Here is a 14,498-nt window from a genome sequence, read left to right as displayed (position 1 = left end):
GTGCCGACTCGACGCCCTCAGGCTGCGCAGACGTGCCGACTCGACGCCCTCAGGCTGCGCAGACGTGCCGACTCGACTCAAACGTTGAGCTCGAAGACCTCGTTGACGAGCGCGGCGGACTCGCCGAGGTTGGTGCCGGCGATGAGGCGGACGGTGAGGCCGGGGGCGGTGCGCTGGCAGTCGACGGAGACGACCTGCGGCTCGGGGAGCGGCTGCTGCGTGGCGGGGTCGACCTCGGAGCGCTCGACGATGCAGCTCACGTCGTCGCCCTCGACGACCTGGAAGGGCGCCTCCCGGAGGCCGAACGCCTCGGGGTCGACGATCTGCTCGGGCACGAGCGGGCCGGCCTCGGCGCCGTACACCTGGATGGTGGGGGCGGCGGTCTCCTCGGAGTTCAGGTACTGCCGGCTGGCGCCTCCCGCGTCGACGAGGTCGGCGAGGACCTCGTCGGCGTACTCCTGGCTGGCCACGAGCGCCTGGATCTGCTCGGCGGGGATCTGCTCGGACTCGACGGTGTCGAGGGCGGTGTAGCCGCCGGTCAGCTCGTCGGGGAGCTCGATCTCGCCGAGGCTGGCACCCTCCTCGGCGGGTTCGGACGAGACCTTCGGCAGGACGACGGCGAACACGACCACCAGGCCGAGGGCGAGCAGTCCGACGACGGCTCCGAGTACGGCGACGGTGCGGTCACGAGGCGTCTTCACGCCTGCGAGGCTACCCACCGGGCCCCCGGCCGGGGGCCCGGTACCCGTGCTGGAGCGCCGGATACTCTCGAGTAGTGACCACCGCGCAGGGCGCAGACCCGGACCGCGGCATCGGGCTCGGGGTGACAGCAGGCCCCCTCGTGTGCCGGACCGTCCGCCTCGACCCCTCCCTCCTCGATCCTGCCGCCGGCTCGCTCCTCGACCTGCTGCCCCCCGACGGCCCGCTGAGCTGGGTACGCCGCGGCGAGGGCCTCGTCGGGTGGGGCTCGGCGGCCGAGATCAGCACCGCCGGCGCCGAGCGGTTCGACGACGCCGACACCTGGTGGGCCGACCTCGTGGCGGCCGCCGTCGTGCGTGACGAGGTCGGCGTCCCGGGCACCGGTCCGGTCGCCTTCGGCAGCTTCGCCTTCGCCGACGACCCGGGCTCCTCCACCCTCGTCGTGCCCGAGGTGATCGTCGGTCGCCGTGGCGACGACGCCTGGCTGACCACGGTCGGACGCAGCAGCATCGCCGACCCCCGCCTCGGCGTGGCCGCGGCCCCGGAGCCGCCCGCCGAGGTGACGTTCTCCGACGGCGCGCTCGACGGCGAGGCGTGGATGTCCGCCGTCGCCGCCGCCGTACTCCGCATCGAGTCCGGCGAGGTCGACAAGGTCGTGCTCGCCCGCGACCTGCTCGCCACGGCGGCCGAGCCGGTCGACGCCCGCTGGATCCTGCAGCGCCTCGCCGCGGCGTACCCGATGTGCTGGACCTTCCACGTCGACGGCCTCGTCGGCGCGACCCCCGAGATGCTCGTCCGCCGCGACCGCGGGCTCGTGACCTCGCGGGTGCTGGCCGGCACGATCCGCCGCACCGGCGACGACGGCCACGACCTCGCCCTCGCGGCCGCGCTCGCCCGGTCCAGCAAGGACCTCGAGGAGCACGAGTACGCCGTCCGCTCGGTCGCCGACGCCCTGCGGCCCCACTGCTCGTCGGTCAACGTGCCCGACTCCCCCTTCGTGCTGCACCTGCCCAACGTCATGCACCTCGCCACCGACGTCGCCGGCAACGTCCACGACGCCCGCGAGGTGTCCTCGCTCCGGCTCGCGGCCGCGCTGCACCCCTCCGCCGCCGTGGGCGGCACCCCCACGCCGGCCGCCGTCGGCGTCATCGAGGAGCTGGAGTCGATGGACCGCGGCCGGTACGCCGGTCCGGTCGGCTGGATCGACGCCGCGGGTGACGGCGAGTGGGGACTCGCGCTCCGCTCGGCCGAGGTGACGGGGTCGACCGTGCGGCTCTTCGCGGGCTGCGGCATCGTCGCCGGGTCGGACCCCGAGGCCGAGCTGGCCGAGGCGCAGGCCAAGTTCGTCCCCGTGCGCGACGCCCTGTCGTCCTGACCGCGGCCCCGCCGCGCCGCGGGCGTCATGATGGCCCCATGAGCTCCCCCGCACGCCTGGCCGTCACCGGTGCGACCGGATCCCTCGGCGGTGCCGTCGCCACGGCGCTGGCCGACCTGTCACCGCGCCTCGTCGTCCGCTCCGCCGCCCGCGTGCCGGCCGCGCTGGCCGGGCTCGACGTCGCCGAGGCGTCGTACGACGACGGCGCGGCCTGCCGGGCCGCCTTCGACGGCGTCGACGTGCTGCTGCTGGTCTCGGCGTCGGAGTCCGCGGACCGTCGCGCCCACCACCGCTCGGCGATCGCCGCCGCGGCCGAGGCCGGGGTGCGCCACGTCGTCTACACCTCCTTCAGCGGCGCCGCGGCCGACGCGACCTTCACCCTCGGGCGCGACCACGCCGACGCGGAGGCCGCCCTGCGGGACTCCGGCTGCGGCCACACGCTGCTGCGCGACAGCTTCTACGCCGAGGTGATCCCGCTGTTCGCCGACGCCACCGGCGCCGTCCGTGGCCCCGCCGGCGCCGACCCGGGCGGACGGGTCGCCCTGGTCGGGCGCCGCGACTGCAGCGACGTCGCGACGCGGGTGCTCCGGGACGTCGCGGGCGGCGACGACCGGCACGACGGGGCGACGTACACGCTGACGGGCCCGTCGGCGCCCACCCTCGGCGAGGCGGTCGAGCGCGCCGCAGCCGTCGTGGGCCGGCCGCTGCACTACGTCGAGGAGACCCTGGAGGAGGCCTACGCCTCACGGGCGGCCGCGTACCCCGACGCCGCTGACTGGCAGCTCGACGCCTGGGTCAGCACCTACACCGCCATCGCCGACGGCTCCGTCGCCGAGGTCACCGATGACGTACGACGGGTGCTCGGCCGCGAGCCGCGCACGATCGAGCAGGCGCTCGGCTCCTGAGAACCTAGGCGAGGTCCTCGCCGTCGGCCAGGCGCAGGTACTCCTGACCGGCGGGTGAGAGGAAGCGACCCATGTGGCCGGCGAGCATCTGGTGGGCGGCCTCGGTGTAGATCCGGTCGTGGATCGCCACGTTGCGCCGCGCCCCGACCCGGCGCGCGTAGTCGACGGCCTCGCTCGCCTTCAGCCAGGGCGCCGACGACGGCACGAGCAGGACGTCGACCGGGCTCGGCGGCACCACGAGGGAGTCGCCCGGGTGGTGGACGACGACGTCGTCGACGGCGAGCGTGTAGCCCGAGTTGTCGAACCGCGGCATCTCGGGGTGGATCACCGCGTGCAGCTCGCCGACGGCGACCACGGGGATGCCGGCGGCCTCGAAGGACTCGCCCGGGGCCACGACGCGGACCCGTTCGGCGACGTCCGGGGCGTCGGCGCGGATCCGCTCCGCGACGGCCGCGATCGTCAGCACGGGCGCGTCGGTGCGGCGCAGGTGGTCGACGTCGTAGTGGTCGGGGTGCTCATGGGTGAGCAGGACGACGTCCGCGCCGTCGACCGCCTCCGCGTCGGTGAACATCCCCGGGTCGATCACCACGGTGCCGCCGTCGTGGGTGATCCGCACGCAGGCGTGTCCGAGCTTGGTCAGTCGCATCACGCCATCCTGTCAGCGGCAGCGCCTCACCGGCCCCCTCCGGCCGCCTGGGCCTGGCGGACCATCGCCGCCAGCTCCGGCGCGTCCACGGCCTCGGCCCGCTCGCGCAGGTCCGCGAGGTCGACCTCGCAGCCGTCGGTCTCGGGCACCCCCTTCAGCAGCTCGGCGAGGTCGGCGGCGGTCGCGGCGTGCAGCAGGTCCCGGGACGGCTCGGTGTCGTCCTCGGCCGCCACCAGCGCGGCGGTGGACCCCTCCGCCTGCCCGGAGCCCGTCGAGCGCCACCGCACGTCGGCCGTGCCGATCGGCGTCCCCGGCCCGACGCCGTCGGCGAGGACGACCTCGTAGAGCGCGGTGGCGTGGTGGCCGGCCCCGAGCTCGCCCGCGTCGACGTCGAGGTCCGTGAAGTCCCCGTCGGCGATCGCGCGGTTGTCGTACCCGACGAGCCGGTACGACGACACCGCCGCGGGATCGAAGCCGACCTGCGCGCGGGCCTCCGCGGCGACCGGGGTGAGGGTGGTGACGAGGTCGCTGCCGAACAGCCGCTCGGCCTCGGAGTAGGTGTCGACGTAGGAGTAGAAGCCGTCGCCGGAGTCGGCCAGCTGCTCCATCAGGTGGTCGTTGTAGTTGCCCATCCCGTAGCCGACGGTCACGAGGTGGATGCCCTCGCGGCCCTCCCGGGCGATGCGGTCGGTGATCGAGCCGGGTCCGGTGGCGCCGACGTTGGCGACCCCGTCGGAGGCGAGGACGACCGCGTTGACGGCGTCGTCCGTGACGTTCTCCCGCGCCAGGCGGTAGCCGAGGCGCAGGCCGGCGGCGAGGTTGGTGCTGCCACCGGGCCGCAGGTCCTCGATGGTGTCGAGGATCCGGCCGGTCTCGCTGACGGGCGTCGGCTCGAGCAGCGCGGTCGCGCGGTCCTCGAAGCCCACCACCGCAACCGTGTCGTCGGGGTCGAGGCGTTGCGCGAGCAGCGCCAGCGAGGACCGCACGAGCCCGAGCCGGGCGCGGATGTCCATGCTGCCCGAGCGGTCCACGACGAGCGTGACGTTCACCCGCGGCCGCTCCTCGGGGGCGATCTCGCGCGCGTCGACCGCCACCCGCACCAGCTGGGTGCCGGCGCAGGACGGGGAGGGTGCCGACTCGGCGGAGACCGTGAGGTCGTCGGCCTCGGGGCCGCTCCCCGCGGCGGTCTCCTCGTACTGCTGGGCGTTGACCCACTCCTCGACGCGGACGGACGCCGGCGGCGGGCGTCGCCCGTCGCGCAGCCACGTCCGCGCGACGCCGTACGAGCCGGTGTCGACGTCCAGCGCGAAGGTCGAGAGCGCGTCGTCCGCCGGGTCCACGGGCCCGCTGGTGCCCGCGTCGACGAAGGTGTTGTCCTCCCTCGGCCCCGGCGGGAGCGGCGGGACCTCGGGCGACGTCGGGCCCGACCGCGTCGTCGACCCGCTGGCGTCGCTGCTCGACATCTCCGGCGCGGAGAACGCGAACGTGCGGTCCTCGCCCTGCCCGACCTCGTAGTCCTCGTAGTACGACCGCGGGTCGATCTGGCTCTGCGTGACCGGGGTGGCCGCGCGAGAGGCCAGTGCGAGCGAGCCCAGCGCGAGCGCCCCGGCCAGGGCGAGGACCACGGGGCGGGTGCGTCGGCGAGCGGGTGTCATGCGGGTGGGACGGGTGCCTGGGCGAGGAGGTTCCGCCCCGAGGTCACGGTCGGGACACGACCGGGTCACGGGCAGGATCGACGCCATGCCCGAGGTGAGACTGCGACCGGCCACGCCCGACGACGCGGAGGCCGGTGGCGCGCTGCACCGCCGCTGCTGGGCGGAGACGTACGGCGACCTCGCCGACCCCGCGGTCCTCGGGCCGACGCTGGCCGACGTCGACGGCTGGACCCGCCGGTGGGAGGCCGCGCTGGCCGACGGGCCGCCGTACACGCTGGCCGAGGACGCCGACGGCGCCCTCGTCGGCTTCGCCGTGGCCGGGCCCGCGCGGATGGACGACGCCCCGACGCCGCAGGAGCTGTACGCGCTCTACACGCTGCGCACCCAGCACGGGACGGGCCTCGGTGACCGGCTGCTCCACGCGGTGCTGCCGGACGGCGACTGCATGCTGTGGGTCAGCGAGGACAACCACCGGGCCCGCGCCTTCTACGCCCGGCACGGCTTCGCGCCGGACGGCGGGCGCCAGCTCTACGCCGGGCTCGGGGCGTGGGAGCTCAGGCTGGTCCGACCGCGAGGCGCTTGAGAGCGGCGTCGACCTCGCGGCGGTCGGCCCGCGGCACGACCGCCTCCACGACCTCGATCCCGGCCACGGGCGTGGCCAGGGCCGCGGTCAGCTCCTCGCGGGTCGTGACCCGGCGGTGCGGGGTGCGGGTGGCCGCGCAGAGGGCGGACAGGTCGACGCCGTGCGGGGTGGCGAAGAGCCGCTCGAACGACGCGGCGTACGCCGGCCCGCCCTGCTCGAGGGTCGCGAAGATCGACCCGCCGTCGTCGTTGACCACGACGAGGGTCAGGTCGGGTCGTGGCTCCTCGGGTCCGAGGACGAGGCCGTTGGCGTCGTGGAGGAACGTCACGTCGCCGATCAGGGCCAGCTTGCGGCTGCTGTGCGCGCGCCCGAGCGCGGCGCCGACGGCCGTCGAGACGGTGCCGTCGATGCCGGCGAGGCCGCGGTTGGCCACGACCATCCGCCGCTCCCCCACCCCCCAGCCGGACGCCATCACGTCGAGGTCGCGGATCGGGTTCGAGGCCCCGACCACGAGCAGCCCGCCGGGCGGGAGCGCTGCGGCGACGGCGCCGGCGACCTCGTACGGCGTCAGCGGGCCCCGCGCCACCGCGGCGTCGACCGCCGCGGCCGTGGCGGCGTCGGCGGCGCACCAGGCGTCGAGCCAGGCGGGGTCGTCGGGGCCCTCCACGGTGAGGGAGTCGTGCTCCTCGGCGACGGGGAACGGCCGGTCGGGCCACCGACCGCGGGCGCGCAGCGACACGACCTCGACGTCGGGGCGCGTCAGGAGCTCGGTCACGGGTCGCGACAGCGTCGGGTGGCCGGCGACGACGACGCGCTCCACCCTCTCCGACCATCCGGCGCCGAGCAGCAGGCGGTAGCAGCGCAGGGCGTGGGTGCCGGTGCGGGACCCCGAGCTCGGCTCGGCCAGCAGCGGCCACCCGGCGCGCTCGGCCAGCTGCCGGGCCGGCGGACCGGCGTCGTCGCCGGCGACCACGACGGTCCGCGGCCCCTGCCGCAGGACGGCGTCGGGCACCCGGCGGCGGCGCGGCGTCGTCCGCACCGGGAGCTCGGTCGGCTCGGGGACGTCGTCCCACCTCCGGGCCGGCACCAGCGGCGGCGCGAGCTGCACGTTGAGGTGCACGGGGCGGCCGTCCCGGGCGGCGGCCAGCAGCCGGTCGAGCAGCCCCGGCGGTGCCGAGGCGAGGTCGAGGGCGTCGGCGGCGTCGCCGTACAGGTCGACCTGGTCGGTGGTCTGGTTCGCTCCGGTGCCGCGGACGGCCGCGGGCCGGTCGGCGGTGATCCCGATCATCGGGACGCCGGCGTGGGAGGCCTCGAGCACGGCCGGGTGCAGGTGGGCGGCCGCGGTGCCGGAGGTGCAGACCACGGCGGCGCGGCGCCCGTGGCGGGTCAGGCCGAGGGCGAGGAACGCGGCGGTGCGCTCGTCGATGCGGGTGTGGAGCCGCAAGGCGCCCGCGGTCTCGGCGTCGTGCGCGGCGAACGCGAGCGGGGCGTTGCGGGAACCCGGCGCGAGGACCAGGTCGCGGACGCCGGCGCCCAGCAGCGCGCTCACGACGTCGCGCGCGAGCTCCGTGGCGTCCTGACCGGTCGAGGCGCTCACCGACGGCCGTCCAGCAGCGCCGCGACGTCGTCGTAGCGACCGCGCCACCAGGCGTCGCGCTCCGCGGTCACCTCGGCGGCGGCCAGGGCGGCCGACCCGGGGCCCGGGCCGGCGGGGAGCACCGGCAGTGCCCCGTCGCGCGGGAGCAGTGGCTGCTCGACGAGGTCCCTGGACAGCAGGGTCGCCGTGCCGAGGCCGCAGGCGTGGGGCAGGTCCGGCAGGCTTGCGGCCAGCGCGACGCCGGCGGCGAGGCCGATCGAGGACTCGACAGCGCTGGAGACCACGACGGGCAGCCCGATGTCCTCCGCGATCCGCAGGCAGGCGCGCACCCCGCCCAGCGGCTGCACCTTCAGGACGGCGACGTCCGCGGCCTCGAGGTCGCGGACCCGGTAGGGGTCGGCGGCGCGCCGGATGGACTCGTCGGCCGCGATCGGCACGTGCGTACGACGGCGCAGCGCGGCGAGGTCCTCCACGGTGGCGCAGGGCTGCTCGGCGTACTCGAGTCCGCCGGCGGCGCGGTCGAGACGGGCCAGCGCGTCGACGGCGGTGTCGAGGTCCCAGGCGCCGTTGGCGTCGATGCGCACGTGGCCCGCCGGACCGAGGGCGTCGCGGACGGCGGCGACCCGGTCGGCGTCGGCGTCGAGGTCCTGGCCGGGCTCGGCGACCTTGACCTTCGCGGTGGTGCAGCCGGAGGCGGCGACCAGCGCCCGGGCGCGGTCGGCCTCGATCGCGGGGACGGTGGCGTTGACCGGGACGCTGTGACGCACCGGGTCCGGCCAGTCCCCGGCGGCGGCCTCGCGGGCGCACCGCAGCCAGGCGGCGGCCTCCTCGGCGCCGTACTCCGCGAACGGCGACCACTCGCCCCACCCGGTCTCCCCGTCGGGGCCGTCGACGCGCAGCAGCAGCCCCTCACGGACCGTCAGGCCGCGGAAGCGGAGCCGCATGGGCAGCCGCCAGGGGTGCAGGGTCGTCCTCACGCCTCCCCCTCCTCGCCCTCGGCGCCCGACCCGGCGAGCGCGGCGAGGGCGAGGCGGTCGACCTTGCCGTTGTCGAGGAGCGGCAGCGCGTCCACGTGGCGGACCTCGCGCGGCGCCCACGCCCGCGGCAGGGTCGCACCGACGAAGTCGCGCAGCTGCTCGAGGGCGGGCGGCTTCAGCGGGGGCCTCGTGGCGGGGACGACCAGCGCGACCACGCGGCGGCCCCACTCGGGGTCGTCGACCCCGACGACCTCCGCCTCACGCACCCCGGGGTGCTGCCGGAGCCGTGCGGCCACGGCCGGGCCGGGCACGTTGACCCCTCCGGAGACGACGACGTCGTCGAGGCGGCCGATGACGTCCAGCCGCCCGTCGTCCAGCCAGCGACCGGCGTCTGAGGTCCGGTACCAGCCGTCGTCGAAGGTCTCCGCGGTCAGCGTCACGTCGTCGAGGTACCCGTCGGCCAGCGTGGGCCCGCCCAGCAGGATCCGGCCCCGTCCGCCGGGACCGTCATCGATCCGCACCCGGACGCCGTCGAGCGGGCGGCCGTCGTACACGCAGCCGCCGGCGGTCTCCGAGGCGCCGTACGTCGCGACGACGCGGACGCCGCTCGCCTCCGCCCGGGCCCGCAGCGCCGGGTCGACCGGGCCGCCACCGAGCAGGACGGTGTGGAACCGGGCGAGCGCCGCGAGGTCCTCCTCGTCGTCCAGGAGGTGCGCGAGCTGGGTCGGCACCAGCGAGCACAGCCCGTCGTCACCGAGGGCGTCGACGGCCTCGTCGAAGGTCTCGTGGTCCTCGCCCAGCACCGGCCGGTGCCCCGCGAGCAGCGAGCGGACGACGACCTGCAGCCCGGCGACGTAGGAGACGGGGAGCGCGAGCAGCCAGCGTCGCTCCGCGCCGAGCCGCCGGGCGGTCGCCCCGGCGGACGCGACCAGCGCACGGCGCGACAGCACGACCCGCTTGGGCCGCCCCGTCGACCCGGAGGTCTCGACGACCAGCGGCTCCGGCTCGTCGGTCCTGCCCAACCACGCCTCGAGGGCCTCGACGACCTCGGCGGTCGGACCCGAGACCGGGCGCAGGGAGTGCACCGGGACATCCTCCCAGGTCCCGTCCTGGGAGGATCTGCGCATGGCGACTGCGGCTCAGTGGGTCCAGGGTGCGCGGCCGCGCACCCTGCCGGCGGCGTTCGCGCCCGTCCTCGCCGGGACCGGCGTCGCGGCCTGGACGGACGGCGCCGTGTGGTGGAAGGCGCTGCTCGCCCTCGTCGTCTCGGTGGCGCTCCAGGTGGGCGTCAACTACGCCAACGACTACTCCGACGGCATCCGCGGCACGGACGACGACCGGGTCGGCCCGGTCCGTCTGACCGGCTCGCGGCTGGCCGCGCCCGGCGCGGTCAAGCGGGCGGCGTTCCTCGCCTTCGGGGTCGCGGCCGTCGCCGGGCTGGTGCTCGCCGCGACCACGGCGTGGTGGCTGGTGGCCGTGGGCGCCGTCTCCGTGCTCGCCGCCTGGTACTACACCGGCGGGTCGCGGCCGTACGGGTACGCCGGTCTGGGCGAGGTCATGGTGTTCGTCTTCTTCGGCCTGGTGGCGGTGGTCGGCACGACCTTCGTCCAGACCACCGACAGCGCGGCCCTGGCCGCGAGCGTCGTCGCCGCCGTCGGCATCGGCGCGCTGGCCTGCGCGATCCTCGTCGCGAACAACCTGCGCGACATCCCCACCGACACCGTGGCGGGCAAGCGCACCCTCGCCGTCCGGCTCGGCGACCCCGGCACCCGTCGCCTGTACGCCGGCCTGGTCGCCCTCGCCGCCGTGTCCGTCGCGGTGCTGGCGGTGACGACGTCGCCGTACGCGCTGCTGGGCTCGCTGTTCGTGCTGCCCGCCGCCCCCGCCGTCCGCACGGTCCTCGAGGGCGCCACGGGTCGCGCGCTGATCGCGGTGCTCGCCCGGACCGGTGTCTCCGAGCTGCTGCTCGGGCTGGGGCTCTTCGTCGGCCTCCTGCTGGCCGGGGCGACGTAGACTCACAGCATGCTCTGGGTCCTGCTCATCGTCGCCGCGCTCGTCGCCGCCTACGTGTTCCGCGTGCAGCTGCTCTCGAAGGTCCTGGGGCAGCCCGAGAGCCGCATCCGCGGCCAGCTCGAGCGCCGCAAGCGCCGCTGAGGTCCCTCCCGCCGGCCCGGCGTCACCGCACCCGGGTCGCCAGGCCCGGGTAGTCGACGACCAGCCCGTGCCGGTCGTAGGTGAGCCTGCACGCGACGTCGAAGCGCGTGGCGGCGTAGGCGAACGCGAGCCCGGTGTCGTCGAGCGCGGTGTAGGTCTGCTCGAGCACCTCCACCGCCAGGGTCGTCGCGCGCACGAAGAGCGCGGCGGCCGGCGTCGGCGTGCCCCCGCCCGGCTCGAGCCGGTGGACCGGCAGCGTGTTGGTCACCGCCGACGACTCCAGGTCGACGTCGACGAGGCCGTCGAGGTCGGGCCGCCGGGCCCCGTCCACCGACCATCCGCCCGCGTCGCGCTCCAGGACCAGGCGGGCCTCGCCGTCGGCGGTCAGGCTCCGCACCTCGGCCCGACGCACGGACCAGTCGTCCGCGACGTCGAGCTCGTAGCTCACCGACCAGCCCACGCCGTCCTCGACGGCGGTCGTCACGCCCCGCAGCCGCGGTCCGCGCACCGACCGGTCGGTGACCAGCACCTCGTGGCCGTCGCGGGCACCCTGGTGCCGCCACGCCGCCGAGGCCGGGAGCGCGTCGTACCGCATGGGGCCCGACGCTAGGGCATCCGCCACTCCCCCGTCGCGGAGAACCGCTCCAGGGTCGCCGCGTACGGCGCGACGTCCAGGCCCTGGCCCGCGACCCAGACGTCGTCGTAGTAGGTCCCGGCGTACCGCTCTCCGCCGTCGCACAGCAGCGTGACCACGGACCCCTGCTCGCCGGCGCGGCGCATCTCCTCGACGAGGCCGAGCGCGGCCCACAGCGACGTGCCGGTGGAGCCGCCCGCGGACCGGCCGAGCACTGCGGTGCACCAGCGGGCGGCGGCGATCGACGCGGCGTCGGGGACCCGGACCACGTCGTCGACGACGCCGGGCACGAAGGACGGCTCGACGCGGGGGCGTCCGATGCCCTCGATGCGGGACCCGACGCCGGTCGCCGTCGGGTCGTCGTCGTGCCAGCCCGCGTGGAAGGCGGAGCCCTCCGGGTCGGCGACGCACACGCGGGTGTCGTGGCGGCGGTAGCGGACGTAGCGCCCGATCGTGGCCGAGGTGCCGCCGGTGCCCGCGCCGACGACGACCCAGGAGGGGACGGGGTGCCGCTCCAGCGCGAGCTGGTCGAAGATCGACTCGGCGATGTTGTTGTTGCCCCGCCAGTCGGTGGCGCGCTCGGCGTAGGTGAACTGGTCGAGGAAGTGGCCGTCGCACTCCGCGGCGAGGCGCCGGGACACCTCGTAGATGGCGCCGGGGTCGTCGACGAGGTGGCAGCGTCCGCCCTCGAACTCGATCAGGGCGATCTTCTCGGCCGAGGTGGAGGCCGGCATGACGGCGACGAAGTCCAGGCCGAGCAGCCGGGCGAAGTAGGCCTCGGAGACCGCGGTCGACCCCGAGGACGCCTCGACCAGCGTGGTGGTCGGCCCCACCCAGCCGTTCACCAGCGCGTGCAGCACCAGCGACCGGGCGAGGCGGTGCTTGAGGGAGCCGGTGGGGTGGACCGACTCGTCCTTCAGGTACAGGTCGATGCCCGCGGCCCGGACCGGTTCGGGCAGCGACAGGACGTGCAGGTGCGTGTCGGCCGAGCGGTTCGCGTCGGCCTCGACCCGCCGGACCGCCTCGTGGACCCAGGCGCGGTCGCCCGCGTGCCGGCCGCGTCCCGTGCCGCTCACTCCGGTCAGACCCCGCCGTCCTCGCGGCCGCGTCGCTCCTCCAGCTTGGCGCCGGCCTTCTCGGCCCCGCCCTGGATCCGGAGCGCGAGGGCGTCGCGCTGGCGGTCCAGCAGGAAGTACGACGCGATCCCCGAGATGATCAGCGCGGCCAGGATCGGCAGGATCAGCGGCAGCCGGTCGCGCGTGAAGATCAGCCAGATGCCGCCCACGACGCCGTACGACGCCGCGAACAGCCCGATCCGCAGCCCGGTGTAGACGGCGAACTCCTTCATGCTCCGAGCCTACGGTCGGGTTCCGCCCTCGGCGTGACCACCCTGTGCCTACGCTGGTGCTGTGCTGAAGTTCCTGCTCGTGGTCGCACTGGTCGGCCTCGCGGTCTACCTGCTCGTGCGGGCGAGCCAGCGCCGCGCCGCGGGTGGCTCCGGAGGGGGCGGCACCGTCGCACCCCCGCCGCCGAGGCGCCCCCTGGGCCCGGACGACGACCCCGACTTCCTGTGGAAGCTCGACCGCGAGAAGCGGCACCAGCGCAAGCCGAGCGACGCTGCTCCTCCCCCGCCGGAGACGACGCCCCCGGCGCCGCCCGCGGACGAGTCCCCCGTCGAGCCCCCGGCCGAGCCCGAGCCGGAGCGGCGCCAGGACGACGACACCTCCGACCGCCGTACCGGCGAGGCCTGAGCGCCCGTCCGCCGGTCCCTCTCAGTCCTGCGCCGCGTGCGTGTCCCGCAGGGCTGAGGCCAGGACGACGACGCCGCGGCCCGCGGCGTGGAGGGCCGTCGTGTCCCGCGCCGCCCGGCTGAGCACGAAGGCCCCCTCGAGCATCGTCAGCACCGCCGTCGCCAGGTCACGGGCGACGGCCTCGTCGTCGACCACCCCGCGGCAGAACGCCGTGAGCCCCACGAGCCACTCCCCGAACACCTCCGCCGTCGCTCGGCGTAGGGGCTCGTGGGTGCTCGCCACCTCGAGCGCGATCGTCGCGATCGGGCAGGCGTCGGCGTAGCCCGACGCCGCGAGGTCGTCGGCCGCCCGGCCGAACGCGGCCCCCAGGGCCTCGACCGGGTCCTCCGGCCCCTCCGCCAGGATCCCCGCCACCAGAGCGCCGTACGCCGCACCGCTGGTGCGGACCACCTCCTCCGTCAGCGCGTCCTTGCCGCCGCCGAAGAAGTGGTAGATCGACCCCACCCGGGTGCCGGACTCCTGGGCGATCTGGGCCAGGCCCGTGCCCGCGCACCCCTGGCGCCGGTAGAGGGACGCCGCGGCCCCGACGACCCGGTCACGGGTGTCCTGACCTCGTCTCGCTGGTGACACCGGTCCTCCTCGCTGTTACGTTCGCAGCCTACTTGAGTGATCGTTCAAGAGAGGGAGGCGCCGGTGCTCGTCGTCGAGCTGCCCGCAGGAGGGGTCGAGTACGTCGACACCGGGGGTGACGGCCCGGTGCTCGTCCTCACCCACGGCTTCCCCATGGACCACCGGCAGTGGCGACTCGTCCTGCCCCACCTCGATGGCCTGCGCTGCGTCCTGCCGACCCTGCCCATGGGGGCGCACCGCCGGCCGATGCGTCCCGACGCCGACCTGTCGCAGACCGGTCAGGCCGCGATCCTCGCGGACCTCCTCGACGCGCTCGACCTCCGGGACGTGACGCTGGTGATGAACGACTGGGGCGGCGCGCAGTTCGTGGTCGCGCTGGACCGCGCCGAGCGGGTCGGCCGGATGGCGATGGTCGCCTGCGAGGCGTTCGACAACTTCCCGCCCGGGCCCGCCCGGCTCCCCGCGGCGATGTGCCGGGTCCCCGGCGGCACCTGGCTCGTGACGCGGCTGTTCCAGACCTCCCTCGTCCGTCGAGGCCCCCGCGCGTACGGCGCGATGTCCCACGCCCGCGTCCCGGACGACGTGCTCGACGCGTGGTTCACCCCCGCGCTGCGCGACGCGGACGTCCGTCGCGACATGCAGAAGTTCGCCACCGGGGCACCCGACCGCCGGACGCTGCTCGCCCTGGCCGAGCGGTTGCGGGACTTCGACCGGCCTGCGCTCGTGGTGTGGGCGGAGGACGACGCGATGATGCCCGCCGAGCACGGTCCGCGCCTGGCGGAGCTGCTGCCGCAGGGACGGCTCGTCGTCGTCCCCGGCAGCCGCACCCTCGTGACCGAGGACCGGCCCGAGGAGCTCGCGCGGCTGCTGCGCGAGCTCGTCGCCGCCTGAG

At 75.9% G+C, this 14,498-nt stretch carries 17 protein-coding genes; 7 read left to right on the top strand and 10 right to left on the bottom strand.

Annotated features, from left to right (window positions below):
- Nucleotides 1-77: 77 nt before the first annotated feature.
- Nucleotides 78-701 carry a hypothetical protein gene (locus Q0858_RS12015; protein WP_299054516.1) on the bottom strand — a complete coding sequence of 208 codons (624 nt, stop codon included), beginning with the start codon at nucleotides 699-701 and terminating at the stop codon, nucleotides 78-80.
- A gap of 140 nt (nucleotides 702-841) precedes the next feature.
- Here Q0858_RS12015 and Q0858_RS12010 point away from each other — a divergent pair, with 140 nt between their 5' ends.
- Nucleotides 842-2,074: an isochorismate synthase gene (locus Q0858_RS12010; RefSeq protein ID WP_299054560.1), complete on the top strand. Its 1,233-nt coding sequence runs from the start codon at nucleotides 842-844 to the stop codon at nucleotides 2,072-2,074.
- A gap of 38 nt (nucleotides 2,075-2,112) precedes the next feature.
- Nucleotides 2,113-2,979: an NAD(P)H-binding protein gene (locus Q0858_RS12005; protein WP_299054514.1), complete on the top strand. Its 867-nt coding sequence runs from the start codon at nucleotides 2,113-2,115 to the stop codon at nucleotides 2,977-2,979.
- 4 nt (nucleotides 2,980-2,983) lie between these two features.
- Here the strand turns inward: Q0858_RS12005 and Q0858_RS12000 are convergent, their stop codons facing one another.
- Both Q0858_RS12000 and Q0858_RS11995 read right to left on the bottom strand, forming a co-directional pair.
- Nucleotides 2,984-3,625 carry an MBL fold metallo-hydrolase gene (locus tag Q0858_RS12000; protein ID WP_299054512.1) on the bottom strand — a complete coding sequence of 214 codons (642 nt, stop codon included), beginning with the start codon at nucleotides 3,623-3,625 and terminating at the stop codon, nucleotides 2,984-2,986.
- 26 nt (nucleotides 3,626-3,651) lie between these two features.
- Entirely contained in the window at nucleotides 3,652-5,250 is a 1,599-nt protein-coding gene (locus tag Q0858_RS11995) for a von Willebrand factor type A domain-containing protein (RefSeq protein WP_299054511.1), read from the bottom strand.
- Nucleotides 5,251-5,365: 115 nt separating this feature from the next.
- Here Q0858_RS11995 and Q0858_RS11990 point away from each other — a divergent pair, with 115 nt between their 5' ends.
- Nucleotides 5,366-5,863, top strand: a complete 498-nt coding sequence (locus Q0858_RS11990) for a GNAT family N-acetyltransferase (RefSeq protein ID WP_299054508.1) — start codon at nucleotides 5,366-5,368, stop codon at nucleotides 5,861-5,863.
- Here the strand turns inward: Q0858_RS11990 and menD are convergent.
- The 3 genes from menD to Q0858_RS11975 are packed head-to-tail and all read right to left on the bottom strand — an operon-like array spanning nucleotide 5,835 to nucleotide 9,522.
- Nucleotides 5,835-7,460 carry a 2-succinyl-5-enolpyruvyl-6-hydroxy-3-cyclohexene-1-carboxylic-acid synthase gene (gene menD / locus Q0858_RS11985; RefSeq protein ID WP_299054505.1) on the bottom strand — a complete coding sequence of 542 codons (1,626 nt, stop codon included), beginning with the start codon at nucleotides 7,458-7,460 and terminating at the stop codon, nucleotides 5,835-5,837. The genes Q0858_RS11990 and menD overlap by 29 nt on opposite strands.
- On the bottom strand, nucleotides 7,457-8,437 hold the full coding sequence (locus tag Q0858_RS11980; protein ID WP_299054502.1) for an o-succinylbenzoate synthase: 981 nt from the start codon (nucleotides 8,435-8,437) through the stop codon (nucleotides 7,457-7,459). Before Q0858_RS11980 ends, menD begins: the two co-directional genes overlap by 4 nt.
- Nucleotides 8,434-9,522, bottom strand: a complete 1,089-nt coding sequence (locus Q0858_RS11975) for an AMP-binding protein (RefSeq protein WP_299054499.1) — start codon at nucleotides 9,520-9,522, stop codon at nucleotides 8,434-8,436. The genes Q0858_RS11980 and Q0858_RS11975 overlap by 4 nt, the downstream gene beginning before the upstream one ends.
- A 40-nt stretch (nucleotides 9,523-9,562) precedes the next feature.
- Between Q0858_RS11975 and Q0858_RS11970 the strand changes: the two genes are divergently transcribed.
- Nucleotides 9,563-10,450, top strand: a complete 888-nt coding sequence (locus tag Q0858_RS11970; protein ID WP_299054496.1) for a 1,4-dihydroxy-2-naphthoate polyprenyltransferase — start codon at nucleotides 9,563-9,565, stop codon at nucleotides 10,448-10,450.
- Between the two features lie 9 nt (nucleotides 10,451-10,459).
- A complete protein-coding gene (locus Q0858_RS11965; RefSeq protein WP_275694169.1) occupies nucleotides 10,460-10,591 on the top strand; it encodes a hypothetical protein in 132 nt (43 codons plus the stop codon).
- A gap of 22 nt (nucleotides 10,592-10,613) precedes the next feature.
- Here the strand turns inward: Q0858_RS11965 and Q0858_RS11960 are convergent, their stop codons facing one another.
- The 3 genes from Q0858_RS11960 to Q0858_RS11950 are packed head-to-tail and all read right to left on the bottom strand — an operon-like array spanning nucleotide 10,614 to nucleotide 12,573.
- Entirely contained in the window at nucleotides 10,614-11,186 is a 573-nt protein-coding gene (locus Q0858_RS11960; protein WP_299054489.1) for a putative glycolipid-binding domain-containing protein, read from the bottom strand.
- 11 nt (nucleotides 11,187-11,197) lie between these two features.
- Nucleotides 11,198-12,301 (bottom strand): PLP-dependent cysteine synthase family protein, encoded by a 1,104-nt coding sequence (locus Q0858_RS11955; protein WP_299054487.1) that lies wholly within the window; start codon nucleotides 12,299-12,301, stop codon nucleotides 11,198-11,200.
- Between the two features lie 5 nt (nucleotides 12,302-12,306).
- Nucleotides 12,307-12,573, bottom strand: a complete 267-nt coding sequence (locus Q0858_RS11950) for a DUF4229 domain-containing protein (RefSeq protein ID WP_299054486.1) — start codon at nucleotides 12,571-12,573, stop codon at nucleotides 12,307-12,309.
- Nucleotides 12,574-12,634: 61 nt separating this feature from the next.
- On the opposite strand from Q0858_RS11950, the gene Q0858_RS11945 reads away from it, so the two are divergent.
- Entirely contained in the window at nucleotides 12,635-12,976 is a 342-nt protein-coding gene (locus Q0858_RS11945; protein ID WP_299054484.1) for a hypothetical protein, read from the top strand.
- A gap of 21 nt (nucleotides 12,977-12,997) precedes the next feature.
- Here Q0858_RS11945 and Q0858_RS11940 read toward each other — a convergent pair whose 3' ends face one another.
- Nucleotides 12,998-13,606 carry a TetR/AcrR family transcriptional regulator gene (locus tag Q0858_RS11940; protein ID WP_299054482.1) on the bottom strand — a complete coding sequence of 203 codons (609 nt, stop codon included), beginning with the start codon at nucleotides 13,604-13,606 and terminating at the stop codon, nucleotides 12,998-13,000.
- A 36-nt stretch (nucleotides 13,607-13,642) separates the two neighbouring features.
- Between Q0858_RS11940 and Q0858_RS11935 the strand changes: the two genes are divergently transcribed.
- Nucleotides 13,643-14,497: an alpha/beta hydrolase gene (locus tag Q0858_RS11935; RefSeq protein ID WP_299054481.1), complete on the top strand. Its 855-nt coding sequence runs from the start codon at nucleotides 13,643-13,645 to the stop codon at nucleotides 14,495-14,497.
- Nucleotide 14,498 lies beyond the last annotated feature (1 nt).

It is taken from the genome of uncultured Nocardioides sp., from assembly GCF_947489365.1.
GTDB lineage: Bacteria > Actinomycetota > Actinomycetes > Propionibacteriales > Nocardioidaceae > Nocardioides.
Note: the sequence above shows the minus strand (reverse complement) of the source record. Positions and strands in the feature narration are given on the sequence as shown.